The sequence below is a fragment of the Streptomyces filipinensis genome, assembly GCF_014649495.1.
GTDB lineage: Bacteria > Actinomycetota > Actinomycetes > Streptomycetales > Streptomycetaceae > Streptomyces > Streptomyces filipinensis.
The window spans coordinates 247,628-266,557 of the sequence record NZ_BMTD01000001.1; the positions used below are offsets into that span (position 1 = coordinate 247,628).

17 protein-coding genes are annotated in these 18,930 nt (G+C 72.1%); 9 read left to right on the forward strand and 8 right to left on the reverse strand.

The window, feature by feature from the left end:
- Positions 1 to 104: 104 nt before the first annotated feature.
- Genes IE244_RS01110 through IE244_RS01125 form a run of 4 tightly spaced genes read right to left on the reverse strand, consistent with a single transcriptional unit; the run spans position 105 to position 5,849 of the window.
- Positions 105 to 1,265: an acyl-CoA dehydrogenase family protein gene (locus IE244_RS01110; RefSeq protein WP_191870724.1), complete on the reverse strand. Its 1,161-nt coding sequence runs from the start codon at positions 1,263 to 1,265 to the stop codon at positions 105 to 107.
- Positions 1,266 to 1,270: 5 nt separating this feature from the next.
- Positions 1,271 to 2,215 carry a hydroxymethylglutaryl-CoA lyase gene (locus IE244_RS01115; protein WP_191870725.1) on the reverse strand — a complete coding sequence of 315 codons (945 nt, stop codon included), beginning with the start codon at positions 2,213 to 2,215 and terminating at the stop codon, positions 1,271 to 1,273.
- Complete coding sequence (locus IE244_RS01120) at positions 2,212 to 4,221, reverse strand: acetyl/propionyl/methylcrotonyl-CoA carboxylase subunit alpha (protein WP_191870726.1); 2,010 nt, start codon at positions 4,219 to 4,221, stop codon at positions 2,212 to 2,214. The genes IE244_RS01115 and IE244_RS01120 overlap by 4 nt, the downstream gene beginning before the upstream one ends.
- Positions 4,222 to 4,232: 11 nt before the next feature.
- Positions 4,233 to 5,849 (reverse strand): carboxyl transferase domain-containing protein, encoded by a 1,617-nt coding sequence (locus IE244_RS01125; protein ID WP_191870727.1) that lies wholly within the window; start codon positions 5,847 to 5,849, stop codon positions 4,233 to 4,235.
- 108 nt (positions 5,850 to 5,957) lie between these two features.
- On the opposite strand from IE244_RS01125, the gene IE244_RS01130 reads away from it, so the two are divergent.
- The 3 genes from IE244_RS01130 (at position 5,958) to IE244_RS01140 (ending at position 8,758) form a co-directional block, all read left to right on the forward strand.
- On the forward strand, positions 5,958 to 6,563 hold the full coding sequence (locus IE244_RS01130; RefSeq protein WP_191870728.1) for an SACE_7040 family transcriptional regulator: 606 nt from the start codon (positions 5,958 to 5,960) through the stop codon (positions 6,561 to 6,563).
- A 126-nt stretch (positions 6,564 to 6,689) separates the two neighbouring features.
- Positions 6,690 to 7,847, forward strand: coding sequence for an acyl-CoA dehydrogenase family protein (locus IE244_RS01135; RefSeq protein WP_191870729.1), 1,158 nt, complete (start codon positions 6,690 to 6,692; stop codon positions 7,845 to 7,847).
- Between the two features lie 35 nt (positions 7,848 to 7,882).
- On the forward strand, positions 7,883 to 8,758 hold the full coding sequence (locus tag IE244_RS01140; RefSeq protein WP_031159775.1) for an acyl-CoA thioesterase: 876 nt from the start codon (positions 7,883 to 7,885) through the stop codon (positions 8,756 to 8,758).
- Between the two features lie 14 nt (positions 8,759 to 8,772).
- Here IE244_RS01140 and IE244_RS01145 read toward each other — a convergent pair whose 3' ends face one another.
- On the reverse strand, positions 8,773 to 9,561 hold the full coding sequence (locus IE244_RS01145; RefSeq protein WP_191870730.1) for a phosphatase: 789 nt from the start codon (positions 9,559 to 9,561) through the stop codon (positions 8,773 to 8,775).
- Between the two features lie 74 nt (positions 9,562 to 9,635).
- Positions 9,636 to 11,216 carry a PucR family transcriptional regulator gene (locus tag IE244_RS01150; RefSeq protein ID WP_373305694.1) on the reverse strand — a complete coding sequence of 527 codons (1,581 nt, stop codon included), beginning with the start codon at positions 11,214 to 11,216 and terminating at the stop codon, positions 9,636 to 9,638.
- A gap of 173 nt (positions 11,217 to 11,389) precedes the next feature.
- Between IE244_RS01150 and IE244_RS01155 the strand changes: the two genes are divergently transcribed.
- From IE244_RS01155 to IE244_RS01175, 5 genes are all read left to right on the forward strand, one after another.
- The gene (locus IE244_RS01155; protein ID WP_191870732.1) at positions 11,390 to 12,856 is read left to right on the forward strand and encodes a sodium:solute symporter family protein; all 1,467 of its coding nucleotides are present in this window, start codon (positions 11,390 to 11,392) and stop codon (positions 12,854 to 12,856) included.
- 56 nt (positions 12,857 to 12,912) lie between these two features.
- Positions 12,913 to 13,893: an agmatinase gene (speB, locus tag IE244_RS01160; RefSeq protein ID WP_191870733.1), complete on the forward strand. Its 981-nt coding sequence runs from the start codon at positions 12,913 to 12,915 to the stop codon at positions 13,891 to 13,893.
- The gene (locus tag IE244_RS01165; RefSeq protein WP_191870734.1) at positions 13,890 to 15,590 is read left to right on the forward strand and encodes a thiamine pyrophosphate-binding protein; all 1,701 of its coding nucleotides are present in this window, start codon (positions 13,890 to 13,892) and stop codon (positions 15,588 to 15,590) included. The genes speB and IE244_RS01165 overlap by 4 nt, the downstream gene beginning before the upstream one ends.
- Entirely contained in the window at positions 15,587 to 15,835 is a 249-nt protein-coding gene (locus IE244_RS01170) for a hypothetical protein (protein WP_191870735.1), read from the forward strand. The genes IE244_RS01165 and IE244_RS01170 overlap by 4 nt, the downstream gene beginning before the upstream one ends.
- Before the next feature lie 98 nt (positions 15,836 to 15,933).
- On the forward strand, positions 15,934 to 17,274 hold the full coding sequence (locus IE244_RS01175) for a VanZ family protein (RefSeq protein ID WP_229853903.1): 1,341 nt from the start codon (positions 15,934 to 15,936) through the stop codon (positions 17,272 to 17,274).
- 4 nt (positions 17,275 to 17,278) lie between these two features.
- Here IE244_RS01175 and IE244_RS01180 read toward each other — a convergent pair whose 3' ends face one another.
- Positions 17,279 to 17,470, reverse strand: coding sequence for a DUF397 domain-containing protein (locus IE244_RS01180; protein WP_191870736.1), 192 nt, complete (start codon positions 17,468 to 17,470; stop codon positions 17,279 to 17,281).
- Between the two features lie 8 nt (positions 17,471 to 17,478).
- Positions 17,479 to 18,315 carry a helix-turn-helix domain-containing protein gene (locus tag IE244_RS01185; RefSeq protein ID WP_191870737.1) on the reverse strand — a complete coding sequence of 279 codons (837 nt, stop codon included), beginning with the start codon at positions 18,313 to 18,315 and terminating at the stop codon, positions 17,479 to 17,481.
- 204 nt (positions 18,316 to 18,519) lie between these two features.
- Here IE244_RS01185 and IE244_RS01190 point away from each other — a divergent pair, with 204 nt between their 5' ends.
- A complete protein-coding gene (locus IE244_RS01190) occupies positions 18,520 to 18,930 on the forward strand; it encodes an ATP-binding protein (RefSeq protein ID WP_191870738.1) in 411 nt (136 codons plus the stop codon).

Consider the following 18,930-nt stretch of genomic DNA (forward strand, 5'->3'; position numbering starts at 1 on the left):
CAGGTTAGCCTAACCTCACTCGATGTCCAGGGGGTCGGTGCCCGTACCGTCTCGGCGGCGAGGGTGACGCCAGGCGCCCCGCCCGCAAGGGCGCCCCGCAAGCCTCAGCCCACCAGCCCCAGTTCCCGCGCGATCAGCATCCGCTGGACCTCGCTCGTGCCCTCGCCGATCTCCAGGATCTTGGAGTCGCGCCACATACGGGCCACCGGGTACTCGTTCATGAAGCCGTAGCCGCCGTGGATCTGCGTGGCGTCGCGGGCGTTGTCGACGGCGACCGTGGAGGAGTGGAGCTTGGCCAGCGCCGCCTCCTTCTTGAAGGGCTCGCCCGCGACCAGGCGGCTGGCCGCGTCCCGCCAGGCCAGGCGGGCCGTGTGCGCCTTCATCTCCATGTCGGCGATCTTGAACTGGATGGCCTGGTTGGCGCCGATCGGCCTGCCGAAGGCGTGGCGTTCCTTCGCGTACTTCACCGACTCGTCCACACAGCCCTGGGCCAGGCCCGTGGCGAGCGCCGCGATGGCGATGCGGCCCTCGTCCAGGATGCGCAGGAACTGGGCGTAGCCCCGGCCCTCCTCGCCCAGGAGGTTGGCGGCGGGGACGCGGACGTCGGCGAACGACAGTTCACGGGTGTCGGAGGCGTTCCAGCCGACCTTCGAGTAGGGCGCGGCGACCGTGAAGCCCGGCGTGCCGGACGGGACGATGATCGAGGAGATCCGCGGCTTGCCGTCCGGCTTGCGGCCGGTGACCGCGGTGACCGTCACCAGACCCGTGATGTCCGTGCCGGAGTTGGTGATGAAGCACTTCGTGCCGTTGATCACCCACTCGTTCGTGTCCGGGTCCAGGCGGGCCGTCGTACGGGTCGCGCCCGCGTCGCTGCCGCCGTCCGGCTCGGTCAGGCCGAACGCGCCCAGGATCTCGCCCGCGCACAGGCGGGGCAGCCACTCGCGCTTCTGCTCGTCCGTGCCGAAGAGGTGCAGCGGCATGGCGCCCAGCGACACCCCCGCCTCCAGGGTGATCGCCACCGAGGAGTCCACCCGGGCCAGTTCCTCCAGGGCGATGCCGAGGGCCAGATAGTCGCCGCCCATGCCGCCGTACTCCTCCGGGAACGGCAGCCCGAACAGGCCCATACGGCCCATCTCGCGGACGATCTCGTAAGGGAACTCGTGCCGCTCGTAGAAGTCGCCGATCTTCGGCGCCACCACGTCGTGCGCGAACTCCTCCACCGTACGGCGGAGTTCCTCCAGCTCGGGGCTGAGACGGTGGTCCATGCTGATCACTGGTCCTTGTGGGAGAGAGCGCGGACGGTACGGGACGGGCTGGGCCGGTCCAGATGGGCGGCCATCCACACGCTGGTGGCGGTGAGACGGCCGAGGTCGACCCCGGTCTGGATGCCGAGACCGTGCAGCATCCAGACGAGGTCCTCGGTGGCGAGGTTGCCGGTGGCGGACTTGGCGTACGGGCAGCCGCCGAGTCCGCCGGCCGAGGAGTCGACCGTGGTCACCCCGTGCTCCAGCGCCGCATAGGTGTTGGCGAGCGCCTGGCCGTAGGTGTCGTGGAAGTGCACGCCGAGCATGTTGGTCGGCACGCCCTCCTCGTTGAGCAGGTTGAGCAGTTCGAGCACATGGCCGGGGGTGGCCACGCCGATCGTGTCGCCGAGGCTCAGCTCGTCGCAGCCCATGTCCCGCAGGGCCTTGCAGACACGGGCCACCTGGTGCAGGGGGACCGGGCCCTCCCAGGGGTCGCCGAAGCACATGGACACATAGCCGCGCACGTGCACGTCCCGGTCCTTCGCCTGCCGCACCACCGGCTCGAACACGGCCAGCGACTCGTCCAGCGTGCGGTTGAGGTTGGCCTTCGCGAAGGACTCGGTGGCGCTGGCGAAGACGGCGATCCGGTCGGCGCCGAGCGCCAGCGCCCGGTCCAGCCCGCGCTGGTTGGGCACCAGGACGGGCAGCGCCACCCCCGGCAGGTCGACGACCATCGGGAACAGCTGCTCGGCGTCGGCGAGTTGGGGCACCCACTTGGGGTGCACGAAGCTGGTCGCCTCGATGGTCGTCAGGCCCGCGGCGGCGAGCCGGCGGATGAACTCCGCCTTGATCTCGGCCGGTACGGTCCTCTTCTCGTTCTGCAGCCCGTCGCGCGCGCCGACCTCGTAGATCCGCACCCGTGCGGGCAGACCGGTGGCCGGTACGACCATGGGGAGTCCGTCGGCGGTCACCGGGCCACCCCTTCCTCGGCGTGGGGTGCGATCACGGCGAGCACCTGGTCCATGGCGACCGTGGTGCCCGGGGCCACGTCCAACTCGGCGACCGTGCCGGCGTGCGGGGCGGAGATGACGTGCTCCATCTTCATCGCCTCCACCACCAGCAGGCTCTGGCCTGCCGTGACGTCGTCACCGACGGCCACCTTGACCACCGTCACCGTGCCGGGCATCGGCGCGGTCAGCGAGTCCGCGCCCGCGTGCCCGGACCGGGTGAGGGACGCGGCGACCGGGTCGTGGTCGCGCACGTGCCAGGCGTCGCCGTCCCGGCCCAGCCAGGAGCCGTCCGGCCCGGCCGCGAAGGTGTGGGAGACGCCGTCCAGCAGGAAGCCGAACCGGTGTGCGGCGCCGGGCCGCGGGGGCACGCCCCGAGACCCCCGCAGCGGCTTGTCCGCCCCGGGCAGCAGCAGTTCCGTGGCGCCGTCCGGCGTGCTGCGCACACGCACGGTCACCGGCTCGTGCCCCGGCACCTGCAGGTGGTGCGGCGTCCAGGCCCGGTCACCGCCCAGGCGCCAGCCGTCCGCGGCCGCGAACGGGTTCGTCCAGCCCAGGCCGCCGGCGGGCGCGAGCGCGGCCTGCCGCAGCAGCGCCGCGGCCGCGTAGACCTCCGCCGGCACCCCGTCCGGTACCAGCCCGTCCACCTCGCGCTCCACCAGCCCCGTGTCCAGCTCGCCCGCCACGACCGCCGGATGGGCCAGCAGCCGCCGCAGGAAGCCCGCGTTGGTCTGCACGCCCAGCGTGACCGTCTGGGCGAGGGCCGCCCGGAGCTTCCTGAGCGCGGTCGCCCGGTCGGGGCCGTAGGCGATCACCTTGGACAGCATCGGGTCGTACAGGCTGCCCACCTCGGTGCCCTCGCTGAGCCCGGAGTCGGTGCGCACGCCGTCGCCCCGCGGCTCGTCCAGCAGCAGGACCGTGCCGCCGGAGGGGAGGAAGCCACGGGCGGGGTCCTCGGCACAGATCCGGGCCTCGACGGCGTGCCCGGTCAGCGTCACGTCCTCCTGCGCGAAGGCCAGCCGCTCCCCGGCCGCCACCCGCAGCTGCCACTCCACCAGGTCCAGCCCGGTGATCAGCTCGGTGACCGGGTGCTCCACCTGGAGGCGGGTGTTCATCTCCATGAAGTAGTACGAGGACGGGTCCCCGCCCGGCACGATGAACTCCACCGTGCCCGCGCCCCGGTACCCGCACGAGCGCGCCGCCTGCACCGCCGCCTCGCCCATCGACGCGCGCGTCGCCTCGTCGAGGAGCACGCTCGGCGCCTCCTCGATGATCTTCTGGTGGCGCCGCTGGAGGGAGCACTCGCGCTCGCCGAGATGGACGACGTTGCCGTGGCCGTCGGCCAGCACCTGGATCTCGATGTGCCGGGGCCGGTCGACCCACCGCTCCACGAGCAGCGTGTCGTCGCCGAAGGAGGCGCGGGCCTCGCGGCGGGCGGCGGCGATCTCCTCCTCCAGCACGGTCATGTCCCGCACCAGCCGCATGCCCTTGCCGCCGCCGCCGGCGGAGGGCTTGAGCAGCACGGGCGCGCCCAGTGCGCGGGCCGCCTCGGCGAGGTCGGGGTCCCGGCCGCCCGGCACCACCGGCACCCCGGCCGCCTGCACCGTCTCCTTGGCGCGGATCTTGTCGCCCATGAGCGCGATCGCGTCCGCGGACGGGCCGACGAAGACCAGCCCCGCCTCCTCGCACGCCCGCGCGAAGCCCGCGTTCTCGGCCAGGAAGCCGTACCCGGGGTGGACGGCCTGCGCACCCGTGCGGGCGGCGGCCTCCAGGAGGCGGTCGGCGGACAGATAGCTCTCGGCCGCGGGCGCCGGCCCGATCCGTACCGCCGTGTCGGCCTCCCGGACGTGCCGCGCGTCGGCGTCGGCGTCGGAGAAGACCGCCACCGAGCGCACGCCCAGCGAGCGGAGCGTACGGATGACACGTACGGCGATCTCGCCCCGGTTGGCGACCAGCACTGTGTCGAACACGGTTCCCCTCCTCACATCCGGAAGACGCCGAACTGGGGCTCTCCCAGTGGCGCGTTGGCACAGGCCGTCAGGGCGAGTCCGAGCACCTGACGGGTCTCCAGCGGGTCGATCACGCCGTCGTCCCAGAGGCGGGCGGTGGCGTAGTAGGCGTTGCCCTGGCGCTCGTACTGCGCGCGGATCGGCGCCTTGAAGGCCTCCTCGTCGCCGGCCGGCCAGTTCTCGCCGCGCGCTTCCAGCTGGTCGCGCTTGACCGTGGCGAGGACGGACGCGGCCTGCTCCCCGCCCATGACGGAGATCTTGGCGTTGGGCCACATCCACAGGAAGCGGGGCGAGTAGGCCCGGCCGCACATCGAGTAGTTGCCCGCGCCGTACGACCCGCCGACGACGACCGTCAGCTTGGGCACGCGCGTACAGGCGACCGCCGTGACCATCTTGGCGCCGTGCTTGGCGATACCGCCCGCCTCGTAGTCCTTGCCGACCATGAACCCGGAGATGTTCTGCAGGAACACCAGCGGGATCCCGCGCTGGTCGCACAGCTCGATGAAGTGGGCGCCCTTCTGGGCGGACTCGGAGAAGAGGATGCCGTTGTTCGCGACGATGCCGACCGGGTGGCCGTGGATCCGGGCGAAGCCGGTGACCAGGGTCTGCCCGAACTCGCTCTTGAACTCGGCGAACCGCGAGCCGTCGACCACGCGCGCGATGATCTCGCGGACGTCGTAGGGGGTGCGGGAGTCGACCGGGACGGCGCCGTAGAGCCCGTACGGGTCGGCCTTGGGTTCGGTGACGGGCGTGACCTCCCAGGGCAGGGACTGCCGGGCCGGGAGGGTGGCGACGATGTCCCGGACGATCCGGAGGGCGTGCGCGTCGTCCTCGGCGAGGTGGTCGGTGACCCCGGAGACCCGGGAGTGCACCTCGCCGCCGCCCAGCTCCTCCGCCGTGACGACCTCGCCGGTGGCCGCCTTCACGAGCGGCGGGCCGCCGAGGAAGATCGTGCCCTGGTCGCGGACGATCACGGCCTCGTCGCTCATCGCCGGGACGTAGGCGCCGCCGGCGGTGCACGAGCCGAGAACGGCCGCGATCTGCGGAATCCCGGCGCCGGACATCCGGGCCTGGTTGTAGAAGATCCGTCCGAAGTGGTCCCGGTCGGGGAAGACCTCGTCCTGCATCGGCAGGAAGGCGCCACCGGAGTCGACCAGGTACACACACGGCAGCCGGTTGTCGAGGGCCACCTCCTGGGCGCGCAGGTGCTTCTTCACGGTCATCGGGTAGTACGTGCCGCCCTTGACCGTGGCGTCGTTCGCGACGATCACGCACTCGCGGCCGCTGACCCGCCCGATCCCGGCGATCACCCCGGCCGCCGGGGCCTGCCCGTCGTACATCCCGTCGGCCGCGAGGGGCGCCAGCTCCAGGAACGGCGATCCCGGGTCGAGCAGCGTGTCCACCCTGTCCCTCGGCAGCAGCTTGCCGCGGGCGGTGTGCCGCGCCCGCGCCTTCTCGCCGCCGCCGAGGGCCGCCGCCGCCAGCTTGGCGCGCAGTTCGCCGACGAGCGCGAGATGGGCTTTCTCATTGGCCCGCCAGGCCTCCGACGCGGGATCTGCCGCGCTCCGGAGTTCCGGTGCCTCCTGCATCCTGCGGTCCCCTCACCCGGTGATCGAACCCGTGGTTCCGCTGTTAATGAGCGTTAACCATTTCCTTCAGGTTAACGACCGCTAACCTCGCTGTCTAGAATTGCCTGCATGGTCACCAGAACCGACGCCCCCACCCGCCGCGAGCAGATCCTCAAGGAGGCCGCCCGGCTCTTCGCCGAGCGCGGCTTCCACGGTGTCGGTGTCGACGAGATAGGTGCCGCGGTCGGCATCAGCGGTCCCGGTCTGTACCGGCACTTCCCGGGCAAGGACGCGATGCTCGCCGAGCTGCTGGTGGGCATCAGCGGCCAGCTGCTGACGGGGGCCAAGCGGCGTCTGGCGGAGGCGGACGGCCAGTCGGGCGCCTCCGCGGTCCTCGACTCCCTGATCGAGGGCCACATCGACTTCGCCCTGGACGACCGTCCCCTGATCACCCTGCACGACCGCGAGCTGGACCGCCTGCGCGACAGCGACCGCAAGCTGGTGCGCCAGCTCCAGCGGCAGTACGTCGAGCTGTGGGTGGAGGTCGTGCGGGAGGTCTATCCGGGACTGTCCGAGCCGTCGGCCCGCTCGGCCGTCCACTCGGTCTTCGGCCTGCTGAACTCCACCCCGCACCTGGGCCGCGCGGGGACACTGCCGGGGCGGGGCGCCACGGCGGCGCTGCTGCACCGGATGGCCCGGGGGGCGTTCGAGGCGGCGGGGGGTGCCGAGGGCTGACGGGCGCCACCGGGTCCGCGGCCCCGTCCCGGACGGGTGGCACAGCTCACCCTGGACGCATCGCCGTACTCGCCGGTATCTTCGATTCTGAGCAAGCGCTTAGACAGGTACGTGGAGGTGGGCGGCGTGCGCCGTACGGTGTTCAACGAGGATCACGAGGCTTTCCGGGAGACCCTGCGCGCCTTCATCGAGGCCGAGGTCGTCCCCGTCTACGACGAGTGGTTCGCCGCCGGCCAGGCGCCGCGCGACTTCTACTACAAGCTCGGTGAGCTGGGCATCTTCGGCATCAACGTCCCGGAGGAGTTCGGCGGCGCCGGCCTGGACAGCCACAAGTTCGAGGCCGTCCTCTACGAGGAGACCGCCCGCGCCGGCGTGCAGTTCGGCGGCTCCGGCGTCCACGTGCTGCTCGCCCTGCCGTACATCAAGATGCTCGCCACCGACGAGCAGAAGAAGCGCTACCTGCCGAAGTTCGTCACCGGCGAGGAGATGTGGGCCATCGCGATGACGGAGCCGGGCACCGGCTCCGACCTCGCGGGCATGAAGTCCACCGCCAAGCTGAGCGAGGACGGCACCCACTACGTCCTCAACGGCGCCAAGACCTTCATCACCGGCGGCGTCCACGCCGACAAGGTGATCGTCTGCGCCCGCACCGCCGCGCCCACCGCCGAGGACCGCCGCCACGGCATCTCCCTGTTCGCCGTGGACACCAAGTCCGAGGGCTACTCCGTCGGCCGCAAGCTGGACAAGCTCGGCCTGAAGACCTCCGACACCGCCGAGCTGGCGTTCGTCGACGTCAAGGTCCCGGTCGAGGACCTGCTCGGCGAGGAGAACAAGGGCTTCTACTACCTCGGCCACAACCTGGCCTCCGAGCGCTGGGGCATCGCCTTCGGCGCCTACGCGCAGGCCAAGGCCGCCGTCCGGTTCGCCAAGCAGTACGTGCAGGAGCGCACCGTCTTCGGCAAGCCGGTCGCCCACTTCCAGAACACCAAGTTCGAGCTGGCCGCCTGCCAGGCCGAGGTGGACGCGGCCGAGGCCGTCGCCGACCGGGCCACGGAGGCCCTGGACGCCGGTGAGCTGACCCCCGCCGAGGCCGCCTCCGCCAAGCTGTTCTGCACCGAGGTCGCCCACCGCGTCATCGACCGCTGCCTGCAGCTGCACGGCGGCTACGGCTACATGAACGAGTACCCGATCGCCCGCCTGTACGCGGACAACCGCGTCAACCGCATCTACGGCGGCACCAGCGAGATCATGAAGTCGATCATCGCCAAGGACATGGGTCTGTAAGGTCCCCGCAATCACTGGCCGGTACAACTGACGCCATGAGCCAGGCACTCCAGGATCTCCTCGATCTGCTCGACCTGGAGCAGATCGAGGAGAACATCTTCCGCGGCCAGTCCCGCTCCGCCGTCGTACCCCGTGTCTTCGGCGGGCAGGTCGCCGCGCAGGCGCTGGTCGCCGCCGGGCGGACGGTCCCCGCGGACCGGCCCGCCCACTCGCTGCACGCGTACTTCCTGCGCCCCGGCGACCCCGGCGCGCCCATCGTCTACACCGTCGACCGCATCCGCGACGGCCGGTCCTTCACCACCCGCCGCGTGGTCGCCGTGCAGCACGGCAAGCCGATCTTCCACCTCTCGGCGTCCTTCCAGACGTACGAGGAGGGTCTGGAGCACCAGGCGCCCATGCCCGCCTCGCCCGACCCGGCGACGCTGCCGACCTCGCAGGAGCGGCTGCGCGGCTACGGCCACCTCGCCCCGGAGGTCGTCGAGAGGTTCCTGGAGGCCCGCGAGGCGATCGACCTCAGGTACGTGGACGAGCCGCCGTACGGGCAGTTCGGCGAGCCGCGTGAGCCGCACAGCCAGGTGTGGTTCCGGGCCAACGGCAAGCTGGGCGGTGCTGTCGACGAACCGCTGCTGCACGTCGTCCTCGCCACCTACGTCTCCGACATGACCCTGCTCGACTCGGTGCTGCTCGCGCACGGCCGGGGCGGCTGGGCCGTGGGGGATGTCGTGGGCGCCTCCCTGGACCACGCGATGTGGTTCCACCGGCCCTTCCGCGCCGACGAATGGCTGCTGTACGACCAGGAGTCGCCGTCCGCGCACGGCGGTCGCGGCCTGGGCCAGGCCCGTATCTACACGCAGGACGGCCGGCTCGCCATCACGGTCATCCAGGAGGGCGTGGTCCGCGTCCCGCGCTGAGCCCGCCGCCGGCGTCAGGCCAGCCCCGCCTCGGCCAGCAGATACGCCGTCAGGGGATCGTAGTGACGCGGGCTGACCACATGGTCGTCGAGCGGCACGACGACCTGCAGGGTGCCCTCGGACTCGGCGAGGAACAGCGCCGGGTCGTTGGAGTCGGCGTAGCCGACCGAGTCCAGGCCGTGCTGTCCGGCGTACCCCGCCCAGCCGTGGTCGGCGACCACCAGGTCCGGCAGCGGGCGCCCCTCGCGCTCAAGTCCCGTCAGAATGGCCCGCATCGGCTCCCCGGAGTGGGTGTGCCACAGCGTCGCCCCGTGCTCCAGCACCGCCACGTCCGCGAACTGCATGACGTACCCCTCGTCCGTCTGCAGCCCGTCCGGGATGACCACGATCTCGCAGCCGGCGGCGCGCAGCGCGCCGGCCGTGGCCCGGTGCACGTCCAGCAGGCCACCCGGGTGACCGGTCGCGAACAGCACCCGCTGCCGCCCCTCGGCCGCCTTGCGCAGCCGCCCCGCCATCCGCTCCAGCGCGTCCACCGTCAGCTCGGGGTCGATGGTGTCCTGCCCGTACCGGTGCTCGGGGTCGTCGCTGACGCCGACTCTCTCCGCCATCACCGCGAGCACGTCCTGCTCGTCCGTCCAGCGGTCGCCCAGTTCCAGGCCGAGCCAGAAGTTCCGGACCCCGTTGGCGAGCTGGCGGTAGTGGGAGAGGTTGTTCTCGCGGGGCGTGGCGACGTCCCCCGCGATACGGGTCCTCACCAGGTGGTCGACGAGCTGGGCGCGGCTGGGTGTCCCGGATATCGGCATGCCTCCCATTGTGAGGCAGCGCGCTGCGGGCGTCCTCGGCATATCGCCCGCTGGGACGCGGCTCACTCACCAGGTCAGCCGTGCCGCAGGGCGAACCACAACTCCATGCGCACGTCCGGGTCGTCCAGGTCGGCGTCCAACAGGGCGGCGCAGCGGGCGATCCGCTGCCGCACGGTGTTGCGGTGCACGTCCAGCGCCACCGCCGTACGGTCCCAACTGCCGTGCAGGGACAGCCAGCTGCGCAGCGTCTCGGCGAGTGCGGGCCGGCCGGCGAGCGGGGCGAGCAGCGCGCGGGCGTGTGCCTCGGCGTCCGCCCGCGGCACCAGGTCCTCCCACCCCGGCCGGGCGCCGTGCCGGACCAGCGGGCTGCGGGTGGCGCGGGCCCGGGCGAGGGCACGGGCCGCCTGGGCGTCGGCGGCCGCCCACTCGCGCGGCTCCACGGCGGCGCTCACCCCGAGCGTCCAGCCGTCCTGCGGCCCCGGTGCCCGCCCGCCGGGTACCAGCACCCGTACGACGTCATGGGCGAGGTCCACCAGCGGCGACCCCAGGGCGGCGCCGAGCGCGGAGGCGGCGACGGCGTCCGGGAGCTGGTCCTCGGGCCGGGCGTGCACGACGGTCCAGCGGCCCTCTCCCAGCAGCGGTGCGACCGCCTCCGGCGCGGCACCGAGCAGCAGCCGCACCAGCGCCGAGGACCGCCCCGCCCCGGCGCCGCTGTGGTGCTTGCCGGTCAGCAGCGACAGCAGCACCGCGGCGACGGAGGCGATGGTGTGGTCACCGGGCTCGCGCCGCGGCGCGGCCACCCCGAGGACGAACCCGTCGCCGGCACCGAGGGCGTAGACGGCGAGGTGCGCGGAGCCGGCGGTGTCGGTGGCGGAGGTGGGCCGCGGGCGGGCGGGGGCCGACGGGGGAGCGGGGGCCTGGTCCGCGCCGGACGGGTGCGGTCCCGCCGCGGTCGCCCGGTCCGCTTCGGGCGGCGGGGCGCCGGTGGGGCGGACCACCGTCGCCAGGCCGGCCAGCGCGCGGCGCACCTCCTCGGCCGGTTCGCGGCCCGCTGCCGCGAGGGCCGTGCCGTCGGGGCCGTAGAGCACCGTGTGGGCAAGGAGGTGCTGGGCCAGGCGGCGCAGCACCGACGGCACCGGGTCCGGGCGGGCGGCGGCCGAGGAGAGGCTCTGCTGGGCCTCCGTGACGTGGCGCAGTTCGGCCAGGCGGGCCTGGGCCATCAGCTGCCACACCGCGCGGGCCACCCCGGAGAAGGTGGTCTGGGGCGGGACCTCCAGCAGCGGCAGCCCGTGGCGTTCGCAGGCGGCGGCCAGGGCGGGCGGGACCGTGTCGTGCACCGGGGCCAGACCGAAGCCGAGGGCAGCGCCGCCCGCCGCCACGATGCGCGCGACGTAGTCGTCGAAGTAGGTGCCCGAGCCCGCCGCCTCCGGGATGTGCACCCCGGCCGTGAGCAGCAGCTCGCCGCCCAGCAGATACGGGTACAGGTCGGCCATCTCCGAGGTGTGCGCCCAGTGGATCACGATCGACGGGTCCTGCGGGCCCGCGATCTGCCGCAGCGCCAGGTCCTCGCGGGCCAACAGGGCCGAGAGCGGGACGGGTGGGGTCGGTGGGACTGCTGGGGTGATCGTTTCCGGCATGGTGTGCGTTCCCTCCATCCGGCCCCGTTTCTATGGATGAAACGTACACTTCGCAGTCGCTTTCGGGCCACCTAGGGTCAACACCGAACGGCAGCCGCGGGTACGGGCGGATGTCCCCGCGATCCGCTGCCGTCACACCCCCACGTCTCTGCACGACACGCCACCGACAGTGCGCGAAGGAGGGCCGCCTCATGGCCGTCGACTACACAGTGATCGTCGTCTATCTCGCCGGCATGCTGGCCATGGGCTGGTGGGGCATGCGCCGCGCCAGGTCGAAGAGCGACTTCCTGGTGGCCGGCCGCCGCCTGGGACCCGCCATGTACTCCGGCACCATGGCGGCGATCGTCCTCGGCGGCGCCTCCACCATCGGCGGCGTGGGACTCGGCTACCGGTACGGCCTCTCCGGCGCGTGGATGGTCTTCACCATCGGCCTCGGCCTGCTCGCCCTGTCCGTGTTCTTCTCCGCCCGCATCGCCCGCCTGAAGGTCTACACCGTCTCCGAGATGCTGGACCTGCGCTACGGCGGCCGGGCCGGCGTGATCTCCGGCGTGGTCATGTGGGCGTACACCCTCATGCTCGCGGTGACGTCCACCATCGCCTACGCCACGATCTTCGACGTCCTCTTCGACCTGAACCGGACCGTCGCGATCATCCTCGGCGGTTCGATCGTCGTCGCCTACTCCACGCTCGGCGGCATGTGGTCCATCACCCTGACCGACATGGTCCAGTTCGTGGTGAAGACCATCGGCGTGCTGCTCCTGCTGCTGCCCATCGCGGTCGTCAAGGCGGGCGGCTTCGCCGCGATGAGGGCCAAGCTGCCGACCTCGTACTTCGACCCGCTGGGCATCGGCGGCGAGACGATCTTCACCTACGTCCTGATCTACACGTTCGGCATGCTCATCGGCCAGGACATCTGGCAGCGCGTGTTCACCGCCCGCAGCGACAGGACCGCCAAGTGGGGCGGCACGGTGGCCGGGACCTACTGCCTGGCCTACGCCCTCGCCGGCGCGGTGATCGGCACGGCCGCCAAGGTGCTCTACCCCAAGCTCGGCAGCCCCGACGACGCCTTCGCCACCATCGTCAAGGACGAGCTGCCCGTCGGCGTGCGCGGCCTGGTGCTGGCCGCCGCCCTGGCCGCCGTGATGTCCACCTCCTCCGGCGCCCTGATCGCCTGCGCCACGGTCGCCAACAACGACATCTGGTCGCGGCTGCGGGGGCTCGCCAAGCGGTCCGAGCCCTCCGCGGAGCACGACGAGGTGGCCGGCAACCGGGCGTTCATCCTGGTCATGGGTGTGGCGGTGATCGGTACGGCGATCGCGCTGAACAACGTGGTCGAGGCGCTGACCGTCGCGTACAACCTGCTCGTCGGCGGCCTGCTCGTGCCCATCCTCGGCGGCCTGCTGTGGAAGCGCGGCACCGTCCAGGGCGCCCTCGCCTCCGTGACCCTCGGCGGCCTCTCCGTGATCGGCCTCATGGCCGGCTACGGCATCCTCGCCAACGAGCCGGTCTACTACGGCCTGCTCGCCTCCCTCGCCGCGTACGTCGTCGTCTCCCTGGCGACGCGGCCCACCGACGAGTCCGTCCTCGCCGTCTGGCGCGAGCGCCTGGCCGGACGGTCCCCCGAACTCGCGTCCGAACCGGTCCCGGCTCCCCAGTAGAGTCGTAGGGAAAGCAGTACATGCGCGATGAAGCGCAAGAAAGAAGGCATTTCACCATGAGCAGCTACGAGACGCCCCGCGGCCCCGTCGACTCCTCCCGCATCCCGCGGTACGCCGGACCCGCGACCTTCGCCCGGCTTCCCCGACTGGACGAGGTCGGCACCGCCGACGTCGCCGTCGTGGGCGTGCCGTTCGACTCCGGCGTCTCGTACCGGCCGGGCGCCCGCTTCGGCGGCAACGCCATCCGCGAGGCGTCCCGGCTGCTGCGCCCCTACAACCCGGCGCAGGACGCCTCCCCCTTCGCCCTGGCGCAGGTCGCCGACGGCGGCGACATCGCGGTGAACCCGTTCAACATCAACGAGGCCGTCGAGACGATCGAGGCGGCCGCGGACGAGCTGCTCGGCACCGGCGCCCGCCTGATGACCCTCGGCGGCGACCACACGATCGCCCTGCCGCTGCTGCGCTCGATGGCGAAGAAGCACGGCCCGGTCGCCCTGCTCCACTTCGACGCGCACCTGGACACCTGGGACACCTACTTCGGCGCCGAGTACACCCACGGCACCCCGTTCCGCCGGGCGGTGGAAGAGGGCATCCTCGACACCTCCGCGCTGTCCCACGTCGGCACCCGCGGCCCGCTGTACGGCAAGCAGGACCTCACCGACGACGAGAAGATGGGCTTCGGCATCGTCACCTCGGCCGACATCTACCGCCGGGGCGCCGACGAGGTCGCCGACCAGCTGCGCCAGCGCATCGGTGACCGCCCGCTGTACATCTCCATCGACATCGACTGCCTCGACCCGGCCCACGCCCCCGGCACCGGCACCCCCGAGGCCGGCGGCATGACCTCCCGCGAGCTGCTGGAGATCCTGCGCGGCCTGGCGTCCTGCAACCTGGTCTCGGCCGACGTCGTCGAGGTCGCCCCCGCGTACGACCACGCCGAGATCACCTCGGTGGCGGCCTCGCACACGGCCTACGAACTGACCACCATCATGAGCCGCCAGATCGCGGCGGCCCGGAAGGACTCCGAAGCCAAGTGACGCACGACCACGACCTGGTACTCCGGCCTACCGACCAGCAGACGGCGGCGGCGCTGAATCCCCCTCCGGGCCGCAACGGCGGAGACCTGGTCGTGGAAACGCTGGCCGGGCTCGGCGCGACCACCGTCTTCGGCCTGCCCGGCCAGCACGCCCTCGGCATGTTCGACGCCCTGCGCCGCTCGACCCTGCGCTACGTCGGCCTGCGGGTGGAGAACAACGCCGGCTTCGCGGCGGACGCGTACGGCAGGGTCACCGGCGAGGCGGCCCCGCTGCTGCTCTCCACCGGCCCCGGTGCCCTGACCTCGCTCGCCGCCCTCCAGGAGGCCGCCGCCGCCTCCGCACCCGTGCTGGCGATCAGCAGCCAGGTCCCGACGGCGGGGCTGGGCGGGGGCCGCCGCGGCTACCTCCACGAACTCCCCGACCAGGCCGCCTCGTTCCGGGGCGTGGTCAAGTCCGTCCACACGGTCCGCACCCAGTCCCAGATCCCCTCCGCGATCGCGGCGGCGTGGAAGTCGGCGCTGACGGCACCGCACGGCCCGGTGTGGGTGGAGATCCCGCAGGACGTGCTGCTGGCCGAGGCGTCGCTGCCCGCGGTGACGGCCATGGACGCGACCCCGGACGAGCTGGTCCCGCGCCCCGAACTGACGGCGGTCGCCGCCCACCTGCTGTCGAACGCGGCCCGTCCGGCGATCATCGCGGGTGGCGGAGTCGTACGGTCCGACGCCCCCGGCAAGCTGCTGCGGCTCGCCGAGAAGCTGCAGGCGCCGGTCGTGACCACCTTCGGCGGCAAGGGGGCGTTTCCCTGGGAGCACCCGCTGTCGATGCAGTCCTGGCTGGAGGACCGTCACACCACGGACTTCCTGGAGGACGCGGACGTCCTGCTGGTGATCGGCTCGGGCCTCGGAGAACTGTCCTCCAACTACCACACGTTCAAGCCCCGAGGCCGGGTGATCCAGATCGAGGCGGACGCCGGCAAGCTGGAGTCGAACCACCCCGCCCTGGGCATCCACGCGGACGCGCGACTGGCCCTCCAGGCCCTGCTGGAGACGGTGACCGACCGGACCGACGCATCGGCGCCGGGGCGGGTGCGGGAGCTCCTCGCGAAGGTCGCCGACCGGATCGCCTCCCAGGAACTCACCCTGGAACAGGACGTGTTGGCGTCCGTCCGCCGCGCCCTGCCCGCCGACTCCCCGTCCTTCTGGGACATGACGATCCTGGCGTACTGGGCCTGGTCGGCCTTCGACCCCCGGGGCACGAACACCATGCACTCGGCCCAGGGCGCCGGCGGCCTCGGCTACGGCTTCCCGGCCGCGCTGGGCGCGGCGGCGGCCGACCCGGACCGCCCGGTGCTGGCGGTGTCGGGCGACGGTGGCGCGCTGTACTCGATCGCGGAACTGGCGACGGCCGCTCAGTACGGCCTTCCGGTCACCTGGCTCATCGTCGACGACGGCGGCTACGGCATCCTCCGCGAGTACATGACGGACGCCTTCGGCCAGGCGACGGCGACGGAGCTGACGCGCCCGGACTACGTGGCGCTGGCCGAGTCCTTCGGGGTCCCCGGAATCCGTACGACCCCCGAGACCCTGGAGGAGGACCTGGCGAAGGCGCTCGCCACGCCGGGCCCGTCGGTGGTCGTCCTCCCGGCGGTGCTGCGGATGTTCGCCCCGACGCACCTCGCGGAGCCGGACGCCGGGTGACGCGGCCGAAACCATGCGCCCGCGCGGCGGGCCACGGGAAGGTGGGCGACCGGGCGGAGATCCTCGTCCCGCGTCACGGCCCGTGGCGTATCGAGGTGAAGGACCGCTACGACGCCAGGGACGCCCTGTCCACCCCGATGGTCGCCGCCTCCTCCCCGGCCGACCTGGACCACGTCCCCGGGCACGGCGTACCGGGAGCGCACGGCCTGAAACCGGGCGGCGGTCGCGGGCGTCCTCTGAAGTGATCATGCTTCAGGGGCCCTGACCAGGCCGCCGGAGCCGCACCGCCTCCGCCGGCAGCGGGGCGGTGTGTCGGAGGATGGCATCGGGGGACGGGGCACGCGTGTTCGACGCTGTTTTCGGGGACGACATCGGTTTCCTGGCCGGGCTCACGGCCGTCGCGGTGGTCGCGGGCGCCCTCGCGTGGGCTCTCGCGCGCCGGCGCCGGGCCGCCCATCCGGGCTGGTGGGCACCGCTGGCGTGCTGCCTCACCGGTGTCCTCGGGGTCACCCTCGCGCTGCGCGGCGGCGAGGCCGGACGCGCCGAGTGCGTGATCAACCACGAGATCACCGAGCCCCTGTACACCACGCAGGGCCTGTGGAACCTGGCGATGTTCGTGCCGCTCGGCCTGTTCGGCGTGCTCGCCCTGCGGCGCCCGCTGCCCGTGCTCGCCGGCGTCCTGGCGCTGCCGTTCGTCATCGAACTGACCCAGGCCCTGGCCCCCTTCGCGAGCGGCGTCTGCGACAGCGCCGACGTGGAGATGAACGCCGGCGGCGGTGTCGTCGGCGTGGCCGCGGGGCTCGTGTGGTCGCGCGGGAGGGTCGCGTGGCGGGCCTGGGCCGCGCCCACCGTGGCCGTGACGGCCGTCCTCGCGGTACTCGGGGCGGTCGTCTGCGGCAGCGCGGTCACCCTGGACCACGTGGACGGCTCCACCGTGCGGGACGCCCACGGCGACGAGCGCGTGGCCGCCGAGCGGGCCGTACGACAGGCCTTCGGCGACCGCTACCGGGTCGGTGCCGTCAGGGTCAGGCCCGGCCTCGACGGCTACAGCGGCTCGATGTCGGTCCAGTTCGCGGGCGGATTCCCCGCCGAGCTGATGTGGCCCGGCGGACGCCGGCTGACCGTGGACTTCGAGAGCACCGGACACCCGAAGGAGGCGGCCTTCGCGGTGCCGGGCGCGGCAACGCCTCGCAGCACCGCGGACGCCTACCGCATCGCCCGTACCTACATGCGCGCCCACTACCCCTGGGCCGACTCGGCGCCCTGGCACGCCACACGAGCGGTCGACGACCCTGCCGGGTGGGTCACCTCCTGGCGTTACAAGGAGCGTGGAGTGGAGATGCCCCGCAGCCTCGACGTCCGGCTCGACCGCGCCGGACACGTGACGGGCCTGCAGGTGGACCTCGGCCCCACCCACGTGCCCCTGCCCGCCCACCTCCTCTCGGCCCGGCAGGCCGAGAGGCTCGTCCGCGAGCAGGAGGAGAAGGGTCAGACCGACACCACCGGACTGCGGATCCACGCCGGCCCCCTCACGACCGAACGCACCAAGGGCGACACAGGCCCTTGGCGCGCGATCTGGTCGGTGGTCGTCGCCGACACCCCGTGCGCCTCCGCCGCGGACGGCATCGACTGCGAGCCCAGCACGTGGCGGTTGGACGCGCGTACCGGGGAGGAGGTGGGCTGAGCCGCTACTCCGCCGTGGCGGAGCTCTCCTTCAACGCTTCGAGGAAGCGTCCGAAGGCGCCGTCGGGGAAGGTGAGGGTGGCTCGGGCGGGGGCTTTCGAATCACGGACGGCTATGTGGGTGGGGGTGGCCGCGATCTCGACGCACTCGTTGCCGTCGCCCGGCCCCGAATAGGACGACTTCCGCCAGTTGTCCATGTGGTTCCTCACAGCTCTTTGGTCAGCTTGTGGATGAAGTCACGCGACTGTTCGGGCGCGAGTGACGCGGCCTCCACTTTACGGAAGCTCGTTCGATACGTGTTGAGCTGTGCCTCGGAATCGATGAACGCTGAGCCGTGCAACGCGTCCCGGACTACGGTGTCCAGCTTGGGAACGGGGCCGCCCACGTACGTCATCGTGCTGGAGGCACTGGCGAAGCCGTCCAGGTCGAAGGGAATGACGCGCAGGCTGATGTGTTCTGCCTCGGAGAGCTCGACGAGGCGGGCGAGTTGGGCCCTGGCGACGGCACGATCGCTGACTCGGATCCGAAGTGCCGACTCATGGATCACCGCTTCGTACGGGAGAGTGAACTTCTGGCGCTCCCTTCGATGCTGGATGCGCAACTCAAGTTCGTCGCTGGTCAGTTCCGGCAACCTGGACGAGAAGACGGCACGCGAGTAGTCCTCCGTCTGCAGCAGGCCCGGCACATACAGGATCGCCACGTGGCGCAGGAACTTGGCGTGGTGCTCCAGCTCGGACAGGTCCAGGAACGACGTGGGCAGCAGACCCCGGTATTCCTCCCACCAGCCGCGCGTCCGATCGACGGCCATCGCGACCAGGGAATCGACGAACTCGTCGTCGGTGCAGGCGTAGTGCGAGGCGAGGCGGCGGATTCGCTGCTCGCTGACACCTGCGAGTGCGGACTCGATATGTGTGATCTGGGCCGGGTTCACGCCGAGCAGTGCTGCTGCCTGCCGTGAATTGAGCCCGGCAGCCTCGCGGAGTCTGCGCAGTTCCGTTGCCAGCCGCAGCTGACGTGCCGTTGGCTCGCGCCTCTTCACCATCGACTGCGCCTCCTGACACGCCAGCAGAGAACGACCCGTTCGGTGTCAGATTACGCGATCGGCTTGTCCCGTCCCTAGATTTAGACCTACCGTCGGTGATGCAACGCACACGCAGCGGAAGCGCACCGCTCCGTCCTGCCATGACGGCTGCGGCAATGCCACCGCGCGCTCAAATCCCCTTTCTCTTCCCGGAGTTGATGACGCATGCCCGAAAACGAGTCCTGGGACTACACCCTCTGCATCCCCAACGACCTCAGAGCCGTCACGGTGTGTCGCCGCACCCTGCGCCTGATCCTCACCCTGCACGGGTTCATCGGGATCGCGGACACGGCGGAGCTGCTGGCGGCGGAGTCGGTGTCGAACGCGGTACGGCACACGAAGGGTCCGGCCGCGCTCAGGGTCCGCCGCACCCCGGAGGGCATGGTGTGGATCGGGGCGTGGGACACGGACCCCGCGCCGCCGGATCCTCCGTGCCCGCTGGAGCAGGTCGCGGAACTGGAGGACGGGCGCGGGCTGGGACTGGTGAGGGCGTGCGCGGAGTACTGGGGGTGGCAGCCGGCGGCCCGCTTCGGGGATCGGGGCAAGTACGTGTGGTGCGAACTCGCGACGGCCTAG